Raw genomic sequence first — 20978 nt, 5'->3', positions numbered from 1 at the left:
GACCTGATCGGAAGTAGGCCATCATTCTATGCTCACCCCTCAAAGCCCAACAGCCCATAAACCCTGACCCAGGTCACCATGGCCTATAACTGTTTCAGCGATTCTCGCCGCTTTTTGCCCGCCCTTTGCAATGGAGATGCGTGTGTTTGCCAACCTGCTGATCATCCTGGCTTCATCTTTGGTCGTGATTGCGCTGTTTCGCCGCCTGCAATTGCCGCCCGTGTTGGGCTACCTGTGCGTCGGTCTGGCCGTGGGCCCCACCGCGTTGGACTGGGTGAATGACAGCGAAGAACTGCCCGACCTGGCAGAGTTGGGGGTGGTGTTCCTGCTGTTCTCCCTGGGTCTGGAGTTTTCCCTGACCAAGATGCTCGCCCTGCGCCGCGTGGTGTTTGGCCTGGGCAGTTTGCAGGTGTTGGGCTGCGGAGTGCTGCTGGGGTTGCTGTTGATGGTCCTCGGTGTGGCGCCCGGCATCGCCCTGTTGCTCGGGGCCGGACTGGCGTTGTCCTCTACGGCGATCGTCAGCAAGGAACTGACCAGCCTGGGGGAGATTTTCAGCAGCCATGGCCAGAACGCGATTGGCGTGCTGCTGTTCCAGGATGTGGTGGCGGTATTGCTGCTGACCCTGGTGCCAGTATTTGCCGGCACAGGCGGGCAGGCCTGGTATTGGGCACTGCCGCTGACCTTGGGCAAGACCGTGGTGCTGTTTGTCGGCCTGCTGTTGGCCAGTCGATGGTTGTTGCCGCGCTTGTTCCGTGAGGTGGCGGCGTCCCATTCGGCAGAGCTATTTGTGTTGCTGGCATTGGTGATCGTGTTGCTCACCGCGTGGCTCACGCATTTGCTGGGTTTGTCCCCTGCCCTCGGTGCATTCCTGGCGGGCATGCTGTTGGGGGAAAGCCATTACCGGCATCAGATCGAGGCGGATATCCGGCCGTTTCGCGACATCTTGCTGGGGCTGTTTTTCGTCAGCATCGGCATGCTGATCGACCTGCAACTGTTCGTCAGCCACAGCCTGCTCATCCTCGGCCTGACCCTCACCCTGATGCTGGTCAAAGGCTGCGTGGTGGCCGCCCTGGTCAAATGGCGTGGCAGCGACAGTGAAACCGCCTGGCGCAGCGGCCTGGCCCTGGCCCAGGGTGGCGAGTTCTGTTTTGCCTTGATGGCGCAGATGCAACAGAGCCGGCTGATTCCGGATGAGTTCAATGGCTTGCTGCTTGCCGCCACCTTTTGTTCGATGCTGCTGACCCCACTGCTCCTGCGCGCCGCACCGGGCATCGCCCTGCGCCTGCACCGCAAGCCCAACCAGCAAGTCCAGCTTGAGGAAATCACCGCGCTCAACGCCCAATTACACGGGCACGCCGTGATCTGTGGGTATGGCCGCGTAGGCCAATCCATCGGACGCTTCCTGCGCAATGAGCAACAGCCGTTTATTGCCCTGGACGATGACCCTGAACGGGTACAGCAAGCCGCCACCGAAGACAGCAGCGTGCATTACGGAGATTGCCGCCGTGGTGCGCTACTCAGCGCGGTTGGCCTGGAGCGCGCACGCCTGGTGGTGATCGCGGTGGACAACAGCGATGTCGCGCTCACCGTGTTGAAGGAGGCGCGCAGGATCAACCCGCAAGTGCCGATCCTGGTGCGTACCCGCGATGACAGCCAGTTGGCTGAGTTGAAAGCGGCGGGCGCCAGTGAAGTGGTGCCCGAGCTATTGGAGTCGAGCCTGATGCTCGCCTCCCATGCCCTGGTGCTGCTGGGCCTGCCGGAGCAGCAGGTGCAGGCGCGGGTCGACGAGGTGCGGCACAACCGCTACCGCTTGCTCCACGGTTTCTATCAACCCGCAGAGCCGCCCATCAATCCTGACTGACCGCCCCGATCTTATGAATCGACAAGTCAGCCCCGTAATATTCCTCTTCCTGGCTCAGGCGCAGGCCGTGCACGCGCTTGATCACGCCATACACCAACAAGCCACCGCCCAGCGCCACCACCACGCCCAGGGTGGTGCCGATCAGTTGGCTGATCAGGCTGACGCCGCCCAGGCCACCCAAGGCGGTCTGGCCAAAGATGCCACAGGCGATACCGCCCCACACGCCGCACAGGCCGTGCAGCGGCCACACGCCCAGCACGTCATCGATCTTCCAGCGATCCTGGGCCGCGATAAAGCACCACACAAACAGCCCTCCGGCCACTACGCCGGTGACCAGCGCGCCCACCGGATGCATCAAGTCAGACCCGGCACAAATCGCGACCAGCCCCGCCAGTGGGCCGTTATGCAGAAAGCCTGGGTCATTGCGACCGATGATCAACGCCGCGACGGTACCGCCCACCATGGCCATCAACGAATTGACCGCCACCAGGCCGCTCACGCCATTGAGGGTCTGCGCGCTCATCACGTTAAAGCCGAACCAGCCCACGATCAGGATCCACGAGCCCAACGCCAGGAAGGGAATGCTCGACGGCGCAAACGCCACCAGGCGCCCTTCGCGGTAGCGCCCATTGCGCGGGCCCAGCAGCAACACCGCCGCCAGCGCCAGCCAGCCGCCCATGGCGTGTACCACCACGGACCCGGCGAAGTCATGGAAGCTGGCACCGAAGGTCGCCAGCAGCCAGGCTTGCAGGCCGAAATTGCCGTTCCACACCATGCCTTCGAAAAACGGATAGATAAACGCCACGATCAGCGCCGTGGCGCACAACTGCGGAACAAAACGTGCACGCTCGGCAATGCCACCGGAGATGATCGCCGGGATCGCTGCCGCAAACGTCAGCAGGAAGAAGAACTTCACCAGGCCGTAACCGTGGTCGGCACTGATTACCGCCGCCGGTTGCATGAAGCTGACGCCGTAGGAGATCCAATAGCCTATAAAGAAATAGGCCAGGGTGGAGATGGCGAAGTCACTGAGAATCTTCGACAGCGCGTTGACCTGGTTCTTCTGGCGCACCGTACCGACTTCCAGGAACGCGAAGCCGGCGTGCATGGCCAGGACCATGACCGCACCGATCAGGATAAACAGGGTGTTGGAACTGTGGACGAGGGTGTCCACCGCACTTTGCAGGTTTTCCATGGAGGTTGGCAGGCCTGTAATAAAGGCAAAAAGCACCAAAGCGGTTCAAGCCAGAGTTGCACGCACTAAATTGGCACGCTCGGCCCCACCCCTCTCTAGAGGGCGTGAACCGCTTTAGCGCAGCGATCAACTCAACAGGCCGTTGCCGACAGGGTTTTTCCGCGAGTTTCAGTTATTTAGGGTAAGGTTTTTGAAGGCTTCCTGCCCCACCGCCCGGATTCAGCGCAAGCCCCAGGGCGTGCGCACCAAGGCAAAGCAAAAGCTGTACCAGACAATTGCACTGAACCTTCACCGATGCCGGTGACTCGAAAACAAATGTAAAGATCAGCCAATCACGGAGATAACCATGGCCAGAAGAACTGCAAAGACTGCTCAAGAAATACTGATGGCGGATTTTCAAACCCTGGTGACAGACACCGAGCGGCTGCTGGACGACACCAAGGTTCTGGCCGGCGACCAGGCTGATGAACTGCGGGCCAAGATTCACGACACACTGCTGCAGGCGCGTGAGACCCTCAAGCAGACCGAAGACTCGCTGCGCGAGCGCGGCCAGGCAGCGGTCACCGCCACTGAAGACTACGTGCAAGCCAACCCTTGGCAGTCGGTGGGCATTGCCGCCGGCATCGGCTTTTTGATCGGCCTGCTGGCTACAAGGCGCTAACGCTATGTCTATCGGCGAAACCGGCTCGTCTACGGGCACAACCTCAAGGCGTCTTGGCGCGGCCGTGCTGGGTTTGCTGCACAGCCATGTCGAATTGTTTGGCATCGAATTGCAGGAGCAGAAGGCGCGCACCGTCAGCCTGCTGTTGTTCGCTGGCTTGGCGCTGGTGTTTGCACTGTTGTTGTTGGTGGGGTTGTCGACCCTGGTGATGATCCTGGTGTGGGACACCGGCTACCGCCTCACCGGCATTATCTGCCTGTGCGTGTTCTACAGCCTGGCCGCAGCGTTCTGCGGGGTGCGCCTGAAAGCGGCGGTGTTCGATGAGTCCACGCCGTTCCACGCCACGCTCGAAGAGTTGGCCAATGATCGGGAGCGCCTGTTGCCATGAGCCGACCTGAATTGCCACACAACACCTCTCGGCGGGAAATGCGCAAGGCGTTGATCCGCCTGCGCATGGAAATGCACCGCCAGGAGATCCGCCACGAGTCTCAGCAATTGCTGGTGCCGCTAACCAAGGTGCGCAACCTGGGTCATAACTGGCAAGACAGCCTGGGCATCAAGCACGCGCCGCTGTGGGGCGTGGCCGCCGTGACGCTGATGGGCTTCTTTACCGGCAAAGGCGCCAAGGGCGGCGGTATCAGCAGCGTCACGCGCCTGGTACGGCTGGGCGCCGGCCTGATTCCGCTGATCAAATTGGCCATGCAGGGCAGTTCGCGAAAAAGTTGAGCCCGACTGGCTGCATTCTTGCTAACAGAATCGGCCCGGTCCTTGTTTTGAAGGACCGGGCCTTTTTTCGCCAACGTTCTTAAGGAGGCTCTGTGATCGACGGGCAACCGCTCGCCTGTTTCCAGCCGTTTATCGACACCGCCACTGGCCGCATCGCCGGCGTCGAGGCCTTGGGTCGTCTACGCCAGGCTGACGGCCGCCTGCAGTCCGTGGGCCCGTTGTTTGCCGACCCGCGTACGCCAGGCGTCACCCTGCGCCGCCTCGACCGGCAAATTCGCGACAACGCCCTGAGCCGCCTGCACGAAGCCCCCGAGGACTGGTTCCTGAGCCTGAACATCTCGCCGCGCTGGATCAACCGCCTGCGCCCCGGCCAGGCGCTGCCGAGCCTCAAGCAGATCCACAGCCATGGCGTCGACCCACAGCGCATTGTGTTTGAGATTACCGAACTGGGCGGCGATATCCGGCGCCTGGCCGACGTGGTGGCACGCTATCGCGAAGCGGGTGCGCGCATCGCCATCGATGATTTTGGCGCCGGCTATTCCCAGCTCGACCGCGTGCTGGCCTTGCAGCCGGACATTCTCAAGCTGGACATGCGCCTGTTCCAGGAAGCCGCCCGCGGCGGGCCGAGCAGTGAGGTGGTGCGGGCGCTGGCGCAAATGGCCGAGAAGACCGGCTGCTGGATCATCGCCGAAGGCGTGGAAACCGAAGCGCAGTTGAGCTTTGCCCTGGAGTGCGGCTCGCGTTATGTGCAGGGCTATCTGTTTGCCCAGGCGCAGTTGGATTGGTTCGCTGCCGATGCCTTCGTGCCACGCTTTGCTCAACTGCGCACGGTGTATGTACAGCAGAAGCTGGCAGAGCGCGGGCGCATCATGCAGTTGCGCCAGCAATTGGCCGAACTGATGAAAATCCTGCAAAGCTGGGCCCAGGCCCAGGCGCCGCTGAGCCAATTGCCTCAATTGCTGGCCTTCCCCTGGCTGCTGCGCTTCTACCAGTGCGATCGGCATGGCACCCAACTGACGCCAAACTTCGAATGGCGCCAGGATGCCTGGCAGGCCGACAGCCGCTACCTGGGGCACAACTGGTCGTGGCGTCCGTATTTCTATCACCTGCTGGCCGAAGGCTGGGAGGAGCGGCGCCTGACCTTGTCCTCGACCTACCGCGACGCCACGACCAATCAGTACTGCCTTACCGCCGGACAATTCTTCGATAACGGTCAGCGCTTGCTGTTAATCGATATCGACGCCGCTGGGCTGTAGATTTTCGCTTGCCCAGGCCGCGCTGAACCGGGAAGCTGGGCGGGTCATTCACCGCACGGAGAGTACCCGCCTTGGATTGGCCCACCCTGCTTACCCGCGAACGTCTTGGAAAACCCCTGCACAGCCCGGAAGAACTGGGCCGCAGCCCGTTTCACAAAGACCACGACCGCATCATCTTCTCCGGCGCGTTCCGCCGCCTGGGCCGCAAGACCCAAGTGCACCCGGTGTCCAGCAACGACCATATCCATACCCGCCTGACCCACTCACTGGAAGTCAGCTGCGTGGGCCGCTCCCTGGGCATGCGCGTGGGCGAAACCCTGCGCAGCGCCCTGCCCGACTGGTGCGACCCAAGCGACCTGGGCATGGTGGTGCAATCGGCCTGCCTGGCCCATGACATCGGCAACCCGCCATTCGGGCACTCCGGCGAAGACGCCATTCGCCACTGGTTCCAACAGGCAGCAGGGCGCGGCTGGCTGGACGACATGAGCAGCGCCGAGCGCAATGACTTCCTCAATTTCGAAGGTAATGCCCAGGGTTTTCGGGTGCTGACCCAACTGGAGTACCACCAGTTCGACGGCGGCACACGGCTGACCTACGCCACCCTCGGCACCTACCTGAAATACCCCTGGACCGCTCGCCACGCCGACTCCCTGGGCTACAAGAAGCACAAGTTCGGCTGTTACCAGAGCGAGCTGCCGATCCTCGAACAGATCGCCCACAAGCTCGGCCTGCCGCAGCTTGAGGAACAACGCTGGGCCCGTCACCCCCTGGTGTACCTGATGGAGGCGGCGGACGACATCTGTTACGCCTTGATCGACCTGGAAGACGGCCTGGAAATGGAGTTGCTGGAATACGCCGAAGTCGAGTCGCTGCTGCTGGACCTGGTGGGCGATGACCTGCCCCAAACCTACCGGCAACTGGGCTCCCAGGATTCCCGTCGGCGCAAGCTGGCGATATTGCGGGGCAAGGCTATCGAGCATCTGACCAATGCCGCCGCCAGGGCCTTCGTCGAACAGCAAGACGCCCTGTTGGCCGGCACCCTGCCGGGCGACCTGGTGGAGCATATGCACGGCCCGGCCAAGCGCTGCGTGCTGGACGCCAAGGACATGGCCCGCAAGAAGATCTTCCAGGACAAGCGCAAGACCCTGCATGAGATCGGCGCCTACACCACCCTGGAAATCCTGCTCAATGCCTTTTGCGGTGCAGCCCTGGAACAGCATGGCGGGCGTACGCCATCGTTCAAGAACCGGCGCATTCTCGACCTGCTGGGCAACAACGCGCCGAACCCGGCCTGGCCGTTGCACGCCTCGTTCCTGCGCATGATCGACTTCATTGCCGGCATGACCGACAGCTATGCCACCGAGATGGCACGGGAAATGACCGGACGCTCCAGCCCTCAATAACCGGAACGATCACGCTGCCTGTTCCCTGACAGGAATCGCCCTACGAAGGGAACAGAGTGGCCTGATCGAATTCGCACAAATACCCAATGAATAATCGCGCACGCTCCGGGCGAGGCCTTCCTACCGGCGCCCCCTTCGATGCTTGACTCATTGTGTGCCCTCAATGCCCAGTTATCCCCTACGAATCCTGCTGGTGGAGGATCATCCCTTTCAGCTCCTGGCCACCCAGTGCCTGCTCAGAAGCTTCGGGTTCGAACGGCTGACGCCGGCCGAAAATGCCGAACAGGCGATCCATGTGATGACGCAGGCCCTGACCCCTTTCGACTTGCTACTGTGCGACCAATGCCTGCCCGATCTACCAGGACTTGAACTGATAGAAATCGCCAGTCGCCGGCGGTTCATCACCACGGCCATCTTGCTGAGCGGATTACCCCCAGGTGAGCTTGCCAACTTGATCACCCTGGCCCTGAACCGCGGTATGCCAATGCTCGGTTACTTATCCAAGCCCGTGAACAACGAAGAACTTACACGATTGATTCGTCCATTACTTAACGTGTAAATGTAGGACTTTAAACATCTAACCCTAAGGAACACACACTCAAAGTATCAGCCAGATCCTCCGCACCACACTTTATCCCGTGCGCACTCGAATCACGGCTCCATCACTTCCTTAATCCTTAGCAACTGGTAGGCATTCGCCTTTTTCAATGTAGGAATTTTCCTGTTTTATACCTGCTCCCCCCTGCGCTCATGCTCCTCTTGCCGCTTCTGAGCTAATGTGCCCGCTTTATTTGCACTTGCATGGAACATGATCATGAACTCAGTTTTTATTATCGATGACCATCCGGTTATACGCTTGGCTATCCGAATGTTGTTGGAACATGAAGGTTATAAAGTAGTCGGCGAAACAGATAACGGCTGCGACGCCATACAAATGGTCCGCGAATGTCTTCCTGACCTGATTATTTTAGACATCAGTATTCCAAAACTGGATGGACTGGAAGTGCTCTGCCGGTTCAACGCAATGAATACGTCGATGAAGACACTGATACTGACGGCGCAATCCCCAACCCTGTTCGCCACGCGATGCATGCGCTCGGGCGCCGACGGCTACGTGTGCAAGGAGGGTGACCTGAGCGAGTTGCTCAGTGCCATTCGTGCCGTATTGTCCGGGTACAACTACTTCCCCAGCCAGGCCCTGAACACCAATGGTGTCGATGCCGCAGACGCCCAGGAACTTGAACTGTTCAAGACCGTCAATGACCGCGAACTCATGGTTCTGCAACTTTTTGCACAAGGTCGTACCAACAAGGAAATTGCCAAAGGCATGTTCCTGAGCAACAAAACCGTCAGCACCTATAAGAAGAGGCTAATGCAAAAACTTCAAGCCAAGTCACTGGTAGAGCTTATTGAAATGGCAAAACGAAACGCACTAGTGTGAGAAAGCGGATGCCCAGGCGTATAAAGGATTATCTGATTTTATTGAGCGCTGGTTTGTGCCTGTGCACCACCGTGTTCGCCAACCATCAACCGGGCCCGGAACACTTCAACCTATTGAGCCGCGCAGGCTCCGTCCAACTGGAAACCCACCTGGACAAAGCCCAACGCCAATGGCTGCAAAACAAGCGCGAGTTGGTGCTGGGCACTGCCTCACCCGATTACCCGCCCTTCGACCTCACGTCCAGCGGCCAGGACTACGAGGGGCTCACCGCCGACTATGCCGGCCTGCTCGCCAAAGCGCTGGCCTTGCCGGTCAAGGTCGTACGCTACGCATCCCGCGAGGCCGCCATCGATGCCCTGGAAGCGGGCGAAATTGATTTGCTGGGCTCCTCCAACGGCTTTGAGGCGTCCAACCCGAATCTCACGCTGTCCGAGCCCTATGCGGTGGATCAACCCGTGCTGGTCACCCGCGAAGGTGAAATCCGCAGCCTCAGCGAGGGTCTGGCCGGTATGCGCCTGGCCCTGGTTTATCACTACCTGCCCCTGGACGAGGTGCAAAAGCTTTACCCCAAGGCCATCATCCGCGCCTATCCCTCTTATCAAAATGCCTTGAATGCAGTGGCATTCGACCAGGCCGACGTGTTTCTCGGCGACACCATTTCCACCCACTACATGATCAACAAGGGCTACCTGAAGAACATCCGCATGGCCAATTTCGGCAAGCACGAGGCCTACGGATTCAGCTTTGCCGTATCCAGGCACCAGACCCTGCTGCTGAGTATCGTCGACGCCGTACTGGCAGCGGTACCGATCACCGAACAAGAAGCCATCAATAAACGCTGGAGTGCCGGCAGCGATATCCTGTTGAGCGACCAGAAGCTGCAACTTACGCCACGGGAGGAGCGCTGGCTCAATGAGCATCCTGTGGTCAAAGTCCTGGTGAATGAGACCTTCGCACCGCTGACCTTTTTTGACGCTGACGGCAATTTTCGCGGTATCACCGCCGACCTGCTGGAGTTGGTTCGGCTGCGCACCGGGCTGAAGTTCGAAATCGAACGCGAGCGCGGGGTGCAGACGATGATTGAGCAAGTCGACGCAGGGAAAGCCGACATCATTGGCGCCATCGTCCCCAGTACGGAGCGGGAAACCCGACTGAACTTCAGCCGGCCATACCTGGAGAACTCCTATGTAATGCTCACGCGCAAGCAGGATCAGACCACCAGTCTGGAAGAGATGGATGGCAAGCGCGTGGCGGTGACTCAAGGCAGCCCACAAGCTACGTTTTTGCGCCAGAATTTCCCCACAATGGAGTTGGTGGAGACCGGCGACAATTTCAAAGCCGCCGAATTGCTGGTGCAGGGACACGTCGATGGCGCCGTGAACACCCTTGTGATCGCCAACTACTTTCTCTCGTCCCCCATGTTTCAGGACAAGATTCAAATCAGCTTCAGCATCGGCACACTGCCCGCTGCCTTTTCACTGGCCACCTCACGCCGAGCCACAGAACTGGGCTCGATCCTGGACAAGGCACTGTTGAGCATCGCCCCCGATGAGCTGGGGGTGATCAACAGTCGCTGGCGCGGCTACACCGCAGCCTCCGACAGCTACTGGCGCAATTACCATGAGCTGATCGCCCGGATCATCATCGGTACGGGGTTGCTGCTGCTGATCTCCCTGACCTGGAACGCCTATATGCGCCGCCAGATCAAACAGCGGAAAATGGCCGAACGCGCCCTCAATGATCAGTTCGAATTCATGCGTGCGCTGGTCAACGAAACACCACATCCGATCTACGTACGCGATCGCCAGGGCCTGTTGCAAACCTGCAACGACAGCTACCTGCAAGTGTTCGGTGTCAAGCGCGAGGACGTGATTGGCAGAAGCGCAATCCAGATGAGCACGGCCCTGGAAGCGCAAGCGGCGCAATATCACGCGGACTACCAACGGGTGATGGCTGAAGGCAATCCACTGATCCTGGACCGTACCCTGAATATTCATGGCCGCAAACTCACGATCTACCACTGGATCCTGCCTTACCGCGACTCGGTCGGCGAAGTCCAGGGCATCATCGGCGGCTGGATCGACATCAGCGAACGGCGCCAGTTGTTCGACGAAATCCGCGCCGCCAAGGAGCGCGCCGATGAAGCCAACCGCGCCAAGAGTACGTTCCTCGCCACCATGAGCCATGAGATCCGCACACCGATGAACGCAGTAATCGGCATGCTGGAACTGACCCTCAAGCGCGCCGACCAAGGCCATCTCGACCGCCCGGCTATCGAAGTGGCGTACCACTCGGCCAAGGACTTGCTGGAGCTGATCGGCGACATCCTCGATATCGCACGCATCGAGTCCGGTCGCCTGAGCCTGGCGCCGGAGCGCGTCAATTTGCGGGAGGTGGTCGAGTCGGTGGTGCGCGTGTTCGACGGCCTGGCACGTCAGAAAACCCTCAGCCTGCTGTTGGAGTTCCAGCCCGCGCTGGACGACACCGAGGTGCTGATCGACCCCCTGCGTTTCAAGCAGGTGCTGTCCAACCTGATCAGCAACGCCATCAAGTTCACCGAGCGGGGCCAGGTAAAAATCAGAGTGGACGTGGTGCCCACTGACCTTGCGCAACAGATAGAAATGCGACTGGTAGTGGAAGACACCGGCATCGGCATCAGCCGGGAAGACCTGTCGCGCCTGTTCGAACCCTTTGCCCAGGCCGATAACTCTGGGCAGTTGGCCAGGAGTGGTGCGGGACTGGGCCTGGTGATCTGCCGCAGCCTATGCGCCATGATGGGCGGGCAACTGAGCCTGAGCAGCGTGCCCATGGTGGGCACCCAGGTGCATGTGAGCCTGAAAATGACCCGCCTGCAACCGCTGCTGACAGTGGAGGAGGCCAAGCCCGAAGCACCGGTCACAGCGCAGGTATTGAATGTGCTGGTGGTGGATGACCATCCGGCCAATCGCCTGTTGATGTGCCAGCAACTGGGCTACCTGGGCCATCAGTTCACGGCAGCGCAGCACGGAGCGGCAGGCTTTCAGGCGTGGCGCCAGGAGCGCTTCGACCTGGTGATCGCCGATTGCAATATGCCCATCATGAATGGCTACGAATTGAGCCGCTCGATCCGTGAATACGAACAACGTGAACAACTCGCGCCCTGTGTGGTGCTGGGGTTTACCGCCAACGCCCAGCCCGAAGAGAAACTGCGCTGTGCACAGGCGGGCATGAACGACTGCCTGTTCAAGCCCATCAGCCTCACGGCGCTGGAGCGGCAACTGGCTCTGATCGCGCCACAACTGCCCAGGCCCAGCCTGGACCTCAGCAACTTCGAGGCCCTGACGGGGGGTGATCCACACATGAGCCAGCGCCTGCTGGAAGAGCTGTTGAACAGCAGTCGCCATGATCGTCAGGAGCTGCTCGCACTGGTCAGCCAGCAGGGCGCGCCCCAGGAAATCATGGAGCAGGCCCACAAGATCAAAGGCGCCGCCCGTATTGTTCAAGCCACTTCACTGGCCAGGCAGTGCGAAACCCTGGAACAGGCCTGCGCCCACAGCGACGACCGGGCGGTGATCGAAGCCGAAGTGAAGTCGCTGGAAAAACTCATGCTGGAACTGGAGAAATTGCTGCACACGCAGTTGCAGGGGTTGGATGACCGTTAAGGGGCGGCCGGCGCCCCTTGGCTGAGTCAGCAGTCGGTCAAGCGCAGGAAAATCGCCGCCAGCTGTTCGATGCCCGCCTGGTCCTGCGTGGTAAAGCGGGCCAGTGACGGGCTGTCGAGGTCAAGCACGCCCACGAGCTTGCCGTCCTTGACCAGCGGCACCACCAGTTCGCTGTTCGAGGCACTGTCACAGGCGATGTGCCCTGCAAATGCATGCACGTCCTCAACCCGCTGGGTTTGCCGCGATGCCGCAGCCGTCCCGCACACGCCACGACCAAACGGAATGCGCACGCAGGCGATCTGGCCCTGGAACGGCCCGAGCACCAACTCTTCATTGCGGTTGAGATAGAACCCCGCCCAGTTCAGGTCATCGAGCTGGTTGAACAGGAATGCGGAAAACTGAGCACTGTTGGCGATGAAGTCACGCTCATCGGCCAGCAGCGACTCCAACTGCGCACAGAGCATGGCGTAGCCATCAAGGCCAGTGCCAGCCTGTTGAAGATCGATCATGGTTGACGCTCCAGCAATTTAAGACCTACCCAGTAACGGGCGAATTGATACGCGCAACGGCCGTTGCGGTTGCCACGGCCGGTAGCCCAGCGCACGGCGAGAATGTCGAGGGTTTCATCGCGCTGCCACTGCAGACCGGCCTTGTTGGCCAGCTCGCCGATCCAGTGTTCCACCACATCCAGGAAGTGTTCCTGGGTGAACGGGTAGAACGACAGCCACAGGCCAAAGCGGTCGGACAAGGCAATCTTGTCCTCCACCGCTTCGCTGGGGTGCAACTCGCCGTCCACCCGTTTCCATTTCTCATTGTCGCTCTGGTTTTCCGGCACCAGGTGGCGGCGGTTGGAGGTGGCGTACAGCAGGACGTTTTCCGGTGCCTGCTCCAAAGAACCGTCCAGCACGCTTTTGAGTACGCGATAGTCGCCTTCGCCAGCTTCGAACGACAGGTCATCACAGAACAAAATGAAGCGCTGCGGCAGCTTGAGCAGTTGCTCGACTACACGCGGCAGGTCGGCCAGGTGGTCGCGTTCGATTTCGATCAGGCGCAGGCCGGCCTTGGCGTGCTGGGCGAGCAAGGCACGCACCATAGACGATTTGCCAGTACCGCGCGAACCCCACAGCAGCGCATGGTTGGCGGGCAGGCCATCCAGAAACTGCTGGGTATTGCGGGCCAGTTGTTCACGTTGTTTGTCCACGCCGATCAGGTCGGACAGGCGCATGTCCAGGCTCACATCCAGCGGCAACAGAAAGCCGGCACGGCCTTCACGCTGCCAACGGGCAGCCAGGCACTGGGTCCAATCAATGGCTTGGCGTGGCGCGGGCAACAAGGGCTCCAGCCGGGCGAGCACTGCGTCGGCCCGCTCAAGAAAGGCATTCAATCGACTATCCACGATTATTCCTCTGGCAAGTTCTTGCAAAAGATGGCGTATTGGCAGCCCTGCGGCAGACCGCACGAGGCTGCATAAAAAAACGATTCATGCCGGGCAAGCCAGAGCCTGTGGATGTTCAGCTATGCTTGCCGGGCGAAGGGAAACGTGAAGTGGTTCAACACTCGATGGATATCAAGTTCGCCCACCGCTTGTCTTATAAACAAGCCAGATTGACTGTGCTGGTCGGTTTCGTCTTGGGAACCTTGCTCAGCCTGATCCAAATCGGCATTGATTATGCCAGCGAAGACGCATCCATCAACCGTGAAATTGCTTCGCTGCTGGAAATCAGCCACAACCCTGCGTCACGCATTGCCTACAACATCGATGCCGAACTGGCCCAGGAGTTGACTCTTGGCCTGCTGCACTCCCCTGCGATCATTCACGTTCAGTTGATCGACAATAACGGCGTGGTGCTGGCCGATGTCGACCGCCCGCGTAAAGACAGCTCCTACCGTCCCCTCAGCGACTTCCTGTTTGGGGCCAATCGCCAGTTCGAAGACCGGCTATACCTGAGCCATATGCCCAACGAATCCCTGGGGGTGTTGCGCCTTGACGTTGACACCTATGCCTTTGGCAGCCGCTTCCTGCGCCGCGCCGAGATCACTTTGCTCAATGGCTTTGCCCGCAGCCTGCTGCTGACCGGCATTCTGCTGGCGCTGTTTTATGTGATGCTGACCCAGCCGCTGGTGCGCATTATTCGCGAACTGAGCAACCGCAAACAGGCACGCCTGGACTGCCCCCCCGGCCACGAACACGACGAGATAGGCGTACTGGTCAGTGTCGCCAACCAGCAGTTCGAAAACATGGAGACCGAGATCCAGCAGCGTCGTCATGCCGAAGACCGACTGACCGAATACCTGGGCCAACTGGAAGACATCGTCTCTGCGCGCACCCTTGAGCTCAAGGCCAGCAACCAGCGCCTGAGCCATTCCAATGCTGAACTGGAAGCGGCGAAGATAAATGCACTGGGCATGGCCCAGGCGCGGGCAGCGTTCCTGGCCAACATGAGCCACGAAATCCGCACGCCTCTCAATGGCCTGCTGGGCATGATCGCCCTGTCGCTGGACAGTCCGCTGAACGCCGAGCAACGCCAGCAGCTGTCCATTGCCCATGACTCGGGCAAGGTGCTGGTGGAACTGCTCAACGATATTCTGGACCTGTCCAAATTCGACGCTGGGCAACTGGAACTGGAGCGTATTCCCTTCGACTTGGGCGCGCAGGTGGAAGACACCGCCAACCTGTTGTCGCAGAACGCTGCACCGAACGTGGAGCTGACCTGCCTGATCGACCCGCAGTTTCCGGCGCAGGTGCTGGGTGACCCGACACGGGTAAGACAGATCGTCAGCAACTTGCTCTCCAACGCCCTGAAGTTCACGCGCTTTGGCCGGGTGGACGTGCGACTGAGCAGCGTCGATGGCCGGGTGCGTATTGAAGTGTGCGACACCGGCATCGGCATTGCGCAGGAAGCCCAGGTGAAGATCTTCCAGCCGTTCACCCAAGCGGGCGCTGGCATCACCCGACAGTTTGGGGGCACGGGCCTGGGCCTGGCCCTCACACACAACTTGTGCGAGGCAATGAAGGGCCGCTTGAGCATCAGTTCGGAAGTCGGCTTTGGCAGCCAGTTCTGCGCCGAACTGCCGCTACCGACCCACCTGCCCGCCGCGCGACTGGCCCCGCTCAAAGGCGAGGTCATCGCCGTCACCAGCGCCGACAGCGGCCTGACGGAATTGCTCACCACCCTGCTGCCCCACTGGGGGCTGACACCGCGCTGTTACCCGCGCGACGAGGACGTGAGCGGCCAGCACCCGGATCTGCTGATCACCGACTGCCCGCAATGCCTGTTCCGCCTGCGTCCTGTGATCGGCGCGCCAATCCTGTTGGTGACCGCCTATGGCAATTTCATGCCCAGCGAAGAGGTGGCGGCACTCGCACCGTTGCAACAGCAGGCCCGCCCGCTGAGTCGCAACGCGCTGTACCAGATTCTGCAACGCAACTTGCGCAGCGACGCGCAATTGATCCTCGACCCCATCCAGATGGAGGCCGCCCCCCTGGCACACCGCGCGCGCATCCTGCTGGTGGAGGACAACCCGGTCAACCAACTGGTGGCCAAGGGCATGCTCAGCAAACTGGGGTGTGAAGTGATCGTAGCAGCCCATGGCGGCGAAGCGCTCAAGTTCCTGGAAGAACAACGCTTTGACCTGGTGTTGATGGACTGCAACATGCCGGTGATGGATGGCTATGAGGCCAGTCGGCAAATTCGCCGCAGCGGCCGCTGGCCCGACCTGCCGATTGTTGCCCTGACCGCCAACGCGCTGTCCGAAGAGCGCGAACGCTGTCGGGCGGCGGGCATGAATGACTACCTGGCCAAGCCGTTCCGCCGTGAGGAACTCAGCGGTTTGCTGGACCTGTGGGTGCCAACGACGACAAATCTGTGAGCTGGCGCAGCAACTGGTCCAGGCCGGCGCGCAGGCTGTCGGCCTGGTTCAGGTCGATGCCGCTGTCGCACAGCAATCGGCTCTTGAGGCTGTGGGCCTGGTCACGCAGGTGCACACCGGACTCGCTGAGGCTCAGGTGCACTTCCCGCTCATCCTGGCGACTGCGCCGGCGTTGCACCAGGTCGAGCTGTTCGAGGCGCTTGAGCAAGGGGGTCAGCGTGCCCGAGTCGAGCATCAAGCGCTCGCCCAAGGCCTTGACCGTGGGGTAAGCCGGGGCTGCCTCATGCCATTCCCACAACACCAGCATCACCAGGTATTGCGGGTAGGTCAGGCCCAGTGGGTCCAGCATCGGCTTATAGGCCCGCGTGACAGCCCTGGAGGCGGCGTAGAGTTTGAAGCACAGCTGATTGTCGAGGGCCAGGGATACGGTCATTTGAGCAGGGCTTCGATCTCTTGGGTCAGGTCCTGAGGCTTTGTAGTGGGGGCGAAACGCTTGACCACCTCACCGTCGCGACCCACGAGGAACTTGGTGAAGTTCCACTTGATCCCCTTGGAACCCAGCAGGCCGGGCGCTTGCTTCTTCAACTGTACGAACAGCGGGTGGGCATCTCTGCCGTTCACATCGATCTTTTTGAACAAGGGAAAGCTGACGCCGAAGTTCAACTCGCAAAACTCGGAAATCGCGCCTTCGTTGCCTGGCTCTTGCTTGCCGAACTGGTTGCAAGGGAAGCCCAGCACGACCAGGCCCTGGTCCTTGTACTGCTGCCAGAGTTGCTCCAGGCCCTTGTACTGCGGGGTGAAGCCACATTTGCTGGCGGTGTTGACCACCAGAATGGCTTTGCCGGAGAAGTCGGCCAGCGTCTTCTGTTCGCCCTTGATGGTGGTGCAAGGGATGCTCAGCAGGGTGTTGCTCATGGCAGTGCCTCGATAACGAAGGGGACGGAGCAGAAACATAGCGCTCAATTCAATTGCACGCAATTTATATGACTCAAGCCGCAATCCAATGTGGGAGGGGGCTTGCCCCCGATAGCGCTGTATCAGTACCCGATGCACTAACTGACACACTGCCATCGGGGGCACGCCCCCTCCACATTTGGACCTGCATGCAATAGCGGTTTAGCGCGGCACGAAGTCCAGGCACACCGAGTTGATGCAGTAGCGCAAGCCCGTCGGCGGCGGACCATCCGGGAACACATGACCCAGGTGCGCATCGCACTTGGCGCAGGTGACTTCGGTGCGGATCATGCCGTGGCTGACGTCACGGATCTCGATCATCGCGCTTTCGGCAATCGGCTCGTAGAAGCTGGGCCAACCGCAGCCGGCATCGAACTTGGTTGTGGAGTCGAACAGCGGCTCATTGCAGCAAATGCAGTGGTACACGCCGTCGGCAGTGGTGGCGTTGTACTTGCCGGAGAACGGGCGCTCGGTGCCCTTGAGGCGGCACACCTGGTATTGCGCCGGGTCGAGCATGTCCTGCCATTCCTGAAGGGTTTTCTGCAACTTTTCCATCGGTACACCTCGGCAACTGAAAAACCCTGATCTGTATCTTTTCGCTGGATCAGGCGGCACGTATGATTGCGCCTCTTCAAAACGCCAGTCTGGCACCCGCGCTACCGGCATTCAAACGTATTTATGGGTGCGGGCCCCGCAGGATTCACAGTACGGTAGTGCCCCTACCGTCTGGATCGTTCATTTTCAGGATCACATCGCCATGCAGGTCAGCAAATCGAACAAGCTCGCCAACGTCTGCTACGACATTCGCGGCCCAGTGCTCAAGCACGCCAAGCGCCTGGAAGAGGAAGGCCATCGCATCCTCAAGCTGAACATTGGCAACCCGGCGCCGTTTGGTTTCGAAGCGCCGGACGAAATCCTCCAGGACGTGATCCGCAACCTGCCGACCGCCCAGGGCTACAGCGACTCCAAGGGCCTGTTCAGCGCCCGCAAGGCGGTGATGCAGTACTACCAGCAAAAGCAGGTAGAAGGCGTCGGCATCGAAGACATCTACCTGGGCAATGGCGTGTCCGAGCTGATCGTGATGTCCATGCAGGCCTTGCTCAACAACGGCGATGAAGTGCTGGTGCCCGCGCCCGACTACCCCCTGTGGACTGCTGCCGTGACCCTGGCCGGCGGCCACCCGGTGCATTACCTGTGCGACGAAGGCGCGGACTGGTTCCCGGACCTGGCCGACATCAAGGCCAAGATCACCCCAAATACCAAGGCCCTGGTGATCATCAACCCCAACAACCCCACCGGCGCCGTGTACTCCAAGGAAGTGCTGCTGGGCATGCTCGAATTGGCGCGCCAGCACAACCTGGTGGTGTTCTCCGACGAGATCTACGACAAGATCCTCTACGATGACGCCGTGCACGTGTGCACCGCCTCCCTGGCGCCAGACCTGCTGTGCCTGACCTTCAATGGCCTGTCCAAGTCCTACCGCGTGGCGGGTTTCCGCTCCGGCTGGATCGCCATTTCCGGCCCCAAGCACAATGCCCAAAGCTACATCGAAGGCATCGACATGCTGGCCAACATGCGCCTGTGCGCCAACGTGCCAAGCCAGCACGCCATCCAGACCGCCCTCGGCGGCTACCAGAGCATCAACGACCTGGTACTGCCCCAGGGCCGCTTGCTGGAACAGCGTAACCGCACCTGGGAATTGCTCAACGCGATCCCGGGCGTCAGCTGCGTGAAACCCATGGGCGCGCTGTACGCCTTCCCACGTATCGACCCAAAAGTGTGCCCGATCTTCAATGACGAGAAGTTCGTGCTCGACCTGTTGCTGTCGGAAAAGCTGCTGGTGGTTCAGGGCACGGCATTCAACTGGCCGTGGCCGGATCACTTCCGCGTCGTGACATTGCCGCGTGTGGATGACCTGGAAATGGCCATTGGGCGCATCGGCAACTTCATCAAGTCCTATCGCCAGTAATGCAAATGCCGCTGTACGGCCGAGATTCGGTCGTACGGCGCGTATCTGGCAACACTTCTTTGCCCCGCTTTACCCCTTTCGCCTTTGCAGCGCTCACGTGTTGATCTGCCCCCTATAATCACGGGGCTTCAAGGCATTTTCGAGGCGATTGAGCGGCGTTTTGCGCGTCGGAAAATCCTTTCAAGGCTTTACATTCATGCTGTAGGACACAGTTTGAAATAGTCGCTCGGTTGAATCACCCAATGCCGCACCTTATATACCCCGCAGTACGCGACATATTAAGCATGAGGAGAACTCTACAACCATGATGCGCATCCTGCTGTTCTTGGCCACTAACCTGGCGGTCGTGCTGATTGCCAGCATCACCCTGAGCCTTTTCGGCTTCAACGGGTTCATGGCGGCCAATGGGGTTGATCTCAACCTCAATCAGCTGCTGATTTTCTGTGCGGTCTTTGGTTTTGCCGGTTCGCTGTTCTCGCTGTTCATCTCCAAGTGGATGGCGAAGATGAGCACCAGCACCCAGATCATCACCCAACCCCGCACCCGCCATGAACAATGGCTGATGCAAACTGTGGAGCAGTTGTCTCGGGAAGCTGGCATCAAGATGCCCGAGGTGGGGATTTTCCCGGCCTACGAGGCCAACGCCTTCGCCACGGGCTGGAACAAAAACGACGCACTCGTTGCCGTGAGCCAGGGCCTTCTGGAGCGTTTTTCGCCCGATGAAGTCAAGGCGGTGCTGGCGCACGAGATCGGTCACGTCGCCAATGGCGACATGGTCACCCTGGCGCTGGTACAGGGCGTGGTGAACACCTTCGTGATGTTCTTCGCGCGGATCATCGGCAACTTCGTCGACAAGGTGATCTTCAAGAACGAAGAAGGCCGCGGCATTGCCTACTTCGTGGCGACCATCTTTGCCGAGGTGATCCTGGGCTTCCTGGCCAGCGCGATCGTGATGTGGTTCTCGCGCAAACGGGAGTTCCGTGCAGACGAAGCAGGCGCACGCTTGGCAGGCACCAACGCCATGATCGGCGCGCTGCAACGCCTGCGCTCGGAACAGGGCCTGCCGGTGCACATGCCCGACAGCCTGACCGCCTTTGGCATCAACGGCGGCATCAAGCAGGGCCTGGCTCGCATGTTCATGAGCCACCCGCCGCTGGAAGAGCGTATCGACGCACTGCGTCGTCGGGGCTGATAGCCAAGCACGAAAAAAAGGGGCGATCTGATCGCCCCTTTTTTGCGCCCGCAATGCCTGTGAAGGCCTCTGCCGTCATCGCGGGCTTACTGATGTCAACGCTTGATCAACTGATAAACCCGCTCCTCAAGCCGCGTGACGCCATCCTGCACGAACTTCCAACTCTCACCCAGGATGTCTTGCACCTGCAACACCTCCAGCGCCCAATGCGAGCCCAATAGCACACGCACCTCCTCATGCGTCACGGCAAACGGCGGGCCTGCTTTTTGTGCCTGGTCATAGTCGAGGGTGATCAACAGGCCCAGGCAACCGGGTTGCAGGAGGCCATTGAGGTGCTCGGCGTATTGCGCACGCATCAGCGGCGGCAAGGCGATCAGGGCTGCACGGTCGTAGAGTGCAACGCAGTCCGCCAAGGCCTCGGCGCCCAGGGCAAAGAAGTCGCCGCACCAGATCTCGATCAAATCAGCCTGATACACCTTGAACATGCCCCGCTCGGTGATCCGCGGCGTAAGATTCTGCTCGCTGAAGAACGCCTCCACGGCCTGCTCCGAGAGCTCGACACCCAGCACCCGCAACCCCTGGCTGGCGAGCCACATCATGTCCAGGCTCTTGCCACACAACGGCACCAGCACTTTGGCCCCCTGACCCAGGGACGGCCAGTGCCGCTGCAGATAAGGGTTGACCTCAGGCAAGTGAAAGCCGATCTGATTGCGCGCCCAACGCTCCTGCCAAAACTTAGGCTCCATGGATCACTCCAGAAAACTCGATCAAATAGCGCTAAAACTTATATTAGATTTAGATCAATGATC

19 protein-coding genes are annotated in these 20978 nt (G+C 60.2%); 12 read left to right on the top strand and 7 right to left on the bottom strand.

Annotated elements, in window-relative coordinates; all coding sequences use genetic code 11:
* Positions 1-136 precede the first annotated feature (136 nt).
* Entirely contained in the window at positions 137-1861 is a 1725-nt protein-coding gene (locus tag DYL59_RS03075) for a cation:proton antiporter (RefSeq protein ID WP_193557528.1), read from the top strand.
* Here DYL59_RS03075 and DYL59_RS03070 read toward each other — a convergent pair.
* Positions 1848-3056, bottom strand: coding sequence for an ammonium transporter (locus DYL59_RS03070; RefSeq protein ID WP_135287851.1), 1209 nt, complete (start codon positions 3054-3056; stop codon positions 1848-1850). The genes DYL59_RS03075 and DYL59_RS03070 overlap by 14 nt on opposite strands.
* A gap of 346 nt (positions 3057-3402) precedes the next feature.
* On the opposite strand from DYL59_RS03070, the gene DYL59_RS03065 reads away from it, so the two are divergent.
* From DYL59_RS03065 to DYL59_RS03030, 8 genes are all read left to right on the top strand, one after another.
* Positions 3403-3717, top strand: coding sequence for an ElaB/YgaM/YqjD family protein (locus tag DYL59_RS03065; RefSeq protein ID WP_135287850.1), 315 nt, complete (start codon positions 3403-3405; stop codon positions 3715-3717).
* 4 nt (positions 3718-3721) lie between these two features.
* Complete coding sequence (locus DYL59_RS03060; protein WP_012723020.1) at positions 3722-4105, top strand: phage holin family protein; 384 nt, start codon at positions 3722-3724, stop codon at positions 4103-4105.
* Positions 4102-4443 carry a hypothetical protein gene (locus tag DYL59_RS03055; RefSeq protein ID WP_135287849.1) on the top strand — a complete coding sequence of 114 codons (342 nt, stop codon included), beginning with the start codon at positions 4102-4104 and terminating at the stop codon, positions 4441-4443. The genes DYL59_RS03060 and DYL59_RS03055 overlap by 4 nt, the downstream gene beginning before the upstream one ends.
* Positions 4444-4535: 92 nt before the next feature.
* Positions 4536-5699, top strand: coding sequence for an EAL domain-containing protein (locus DYL59_RS03050; RefSeq protein ID WP_135287848.1), 1164 nt, complete (start codon positions 4536-4538; stop codon positions 5697-5699).
* A 71-nt stretch (positions 5700-5770) separates the two neighbouring features.
* Positions 5771-7102 carry a deoxyguanosinetriphosphate triphosphohydrolase gene (locus DYL59_RS03045; protein WP_122307806.1) on the top strand — a complete coding sequence of 444 codons (1332 nt, stop codon included), beginning with the start codon at positions 5771-5773 and terminating at the stop codon, positions 7100-7102.
* A 163-nt stretch (positions 7103-7265) separates the two neighbouring features.
* On the top strand, positions 7266-7661 hold the full coding sequence (locus tag DYL59_RS03040) for a response regulator (protein ID WP_135287847.1): 396 nt from the start codon (positions 7266-7268) through the stop codon (positions 7659-7661).
* 255 nt (positions 7662-7916) lie between these two features.
* The gene (locus tag DYL59_RS03035) at positions 7917-8543 is read left to right on the top strand and encodes a response regulator transcription factor (RefSeq protein WP_135287846.1); all 627 of its coding nucleotides are present in this window, start codon (positions 7917-7919) and stop codon (positions 8541-8543) included.
* Between the two features lie 8 nt (positions 8544-8551).
* Positions 8552-12184: a transporter substrate-binding domain-containing protein gene (locus tag DYL59_RS03030; RefSeq protein WP_135287845.1), complete on the top strand. Its 3633-nt coding sequence runs from the start codon at positions 8552-8554 to the stop codon at positions 12182-12184.
* Positions 12185-12210: 26 nt separating this feature from the next.
* Here DYL59_RS03030 and DYL59_RS03025 read toward each other — a convergent pair whose 3' ends face one another.
* Together DYL59_RS03025 and DYL59_RS03020 are read right to left on the bottom strand one after the other, a co-directional pair.
* A complete protein-coding gene (locus tag DYL59_RS03025; protein WP_135287844.1) occupies positions 12211-12693 on the bottom strand; it encodes a GAF domain-containing protein in 483 nt (160 codons plus the stop codon).
* Entirely contained in the window at positions 12690-13580 is an 891-nt protein-coding gene (locus DYL59_RS03020; RefSeq protein WP_135287843.1) for an ATP-binding protein, read from the bottom strand. Before DYL59_RS03020 ends, DYL59_RS03025 begins: the two co-directional genes overlap by 4 nt.
* Positions 13581-13744: 164 nt before the next feature.
* Here DYL59_RS03020 and DYL59_RS03015 point away from each other — a divergent pair, with 164 nt between their 5' ends.
* The gene (locus tag DYL59_RS03015) at positions 13745-16054 is read left to right on the top strand and encodes a hybrid sensor histidine kinase/response regulator (protein WP_135287842.1); all 2310 of its coding nucleotides are present in this window, start codon (positions 13745-13747) and stop codon (positions 16052-16054) included.
* On the opposite strand, the gene DYL59_RS03010 is transcribed toward DYL59_RS03015, so the two are convergent.
* The 3 genes from DYL59_RS03010 to msrB all read right to left on the bottom strand — a co-directional run bounded on the left by DYL59_RS03010 (position 16008) and on the right by msrB (position 17563).
* Positions 16008-16487, bottom strand: a complete 480-nt coding sequence (locus DYL59_RS03010; protein ID WP_135287841.1) for a MarR family winged helix-turn-helix transcriptional regulator — start codon at positions 16485-16487, stop codon at positions 16008-16010. The genes DYL59_RS03015 and DYL59_RS03010 overlap by 47 nt on opposite strands.
* The gene (locus DYL59_RS03005; RefSeq protein ID WP_135287840.1) at positions 16484-16969 is read right to left on the bottom strand and encodes a glutathione peroxidase; all 486 of its coding nucleotides are present in this window, start codon (positions 16967-16969) and stop codon (positions 16484-16486) included. Before DYL59_RS03005 ends, DYL59_RS03010 begins: the two co-directional genes overlap by 4 nt.
* Before the next feature lie 201 nt (positions 16970-17170).
* Positions 17171-17563 carry a peptide-methionine (R)-S-oxide reductase MsrB gene (gene msrB / locus DYL59_RS03000; RefSeq protein WP_135287839.1) on the bottom strand — a complete coding sequence of 131 codons (393 nt, stop codon included), beginning with the start codon at positions 17561-17563 and terminating at the stop codon, positions 17171-17173.
* Between the two features lie 202 nt (positions 17564-17765).
* On the opposite strand from msrB, the gene DYL59_RS02995 reads away from it, so the two are divergent.
* On the top strand, positions 17766-18977 hold the full coding sequence (locus DYL59_RS02995) for a pyridoxal phosphate-dependent aminotransferase (protein ID WP_135287838.1): 1212 nt from the start codon (positions 17766-17768) through the stop codon (positions 18975-18977).
* 304 nt (positions 18978-19281) lie between these two features.
* On the top strand, positions 19282-20169 hold the full coding sequence (htpX, locus tag DYL59_RS02990) for a protease HtpX (protein WP_135287837.1): 888 nt from the start codon (positions 19282-19284) through the stop codon (positions 20167-20169).
* 95 nt (positions 20170-20264) lie between these two features.
* On the opposite strand, the gene DYL59_RS02985 is transcribed toward htpX, so the two are convergent.
* Positions 20265-20915: a thiopurine S-methyltransferase gene (locus DYL59_RS02985; RefSeq protein WP_135287836.1), complete on the bottom strand. Its 651-nt coding sequence runs from the start codon at positions 20913-20915 to the stop codon at positions 20265-20267.
* Positions 20916-20978: the final 63 nt, after the last annotated feature.

The sequence above is a fragment of the Pseudomonas kairouanensis genome, from assembly GCF_004682055.1.
Classification (GTDB): Bacteria; Pseudomonadota; Gammaproteobacteria; order Pseudomonadales; family Pseudomonadaceae; genus Aquipseudomonas; species Aquipseudomonas kairouanensis.
The sequence above is the reverse complement of the archived record's forward strand: the minus strand, read 5'-3'. Positions and strand labels throughout refer to the sequence as shown.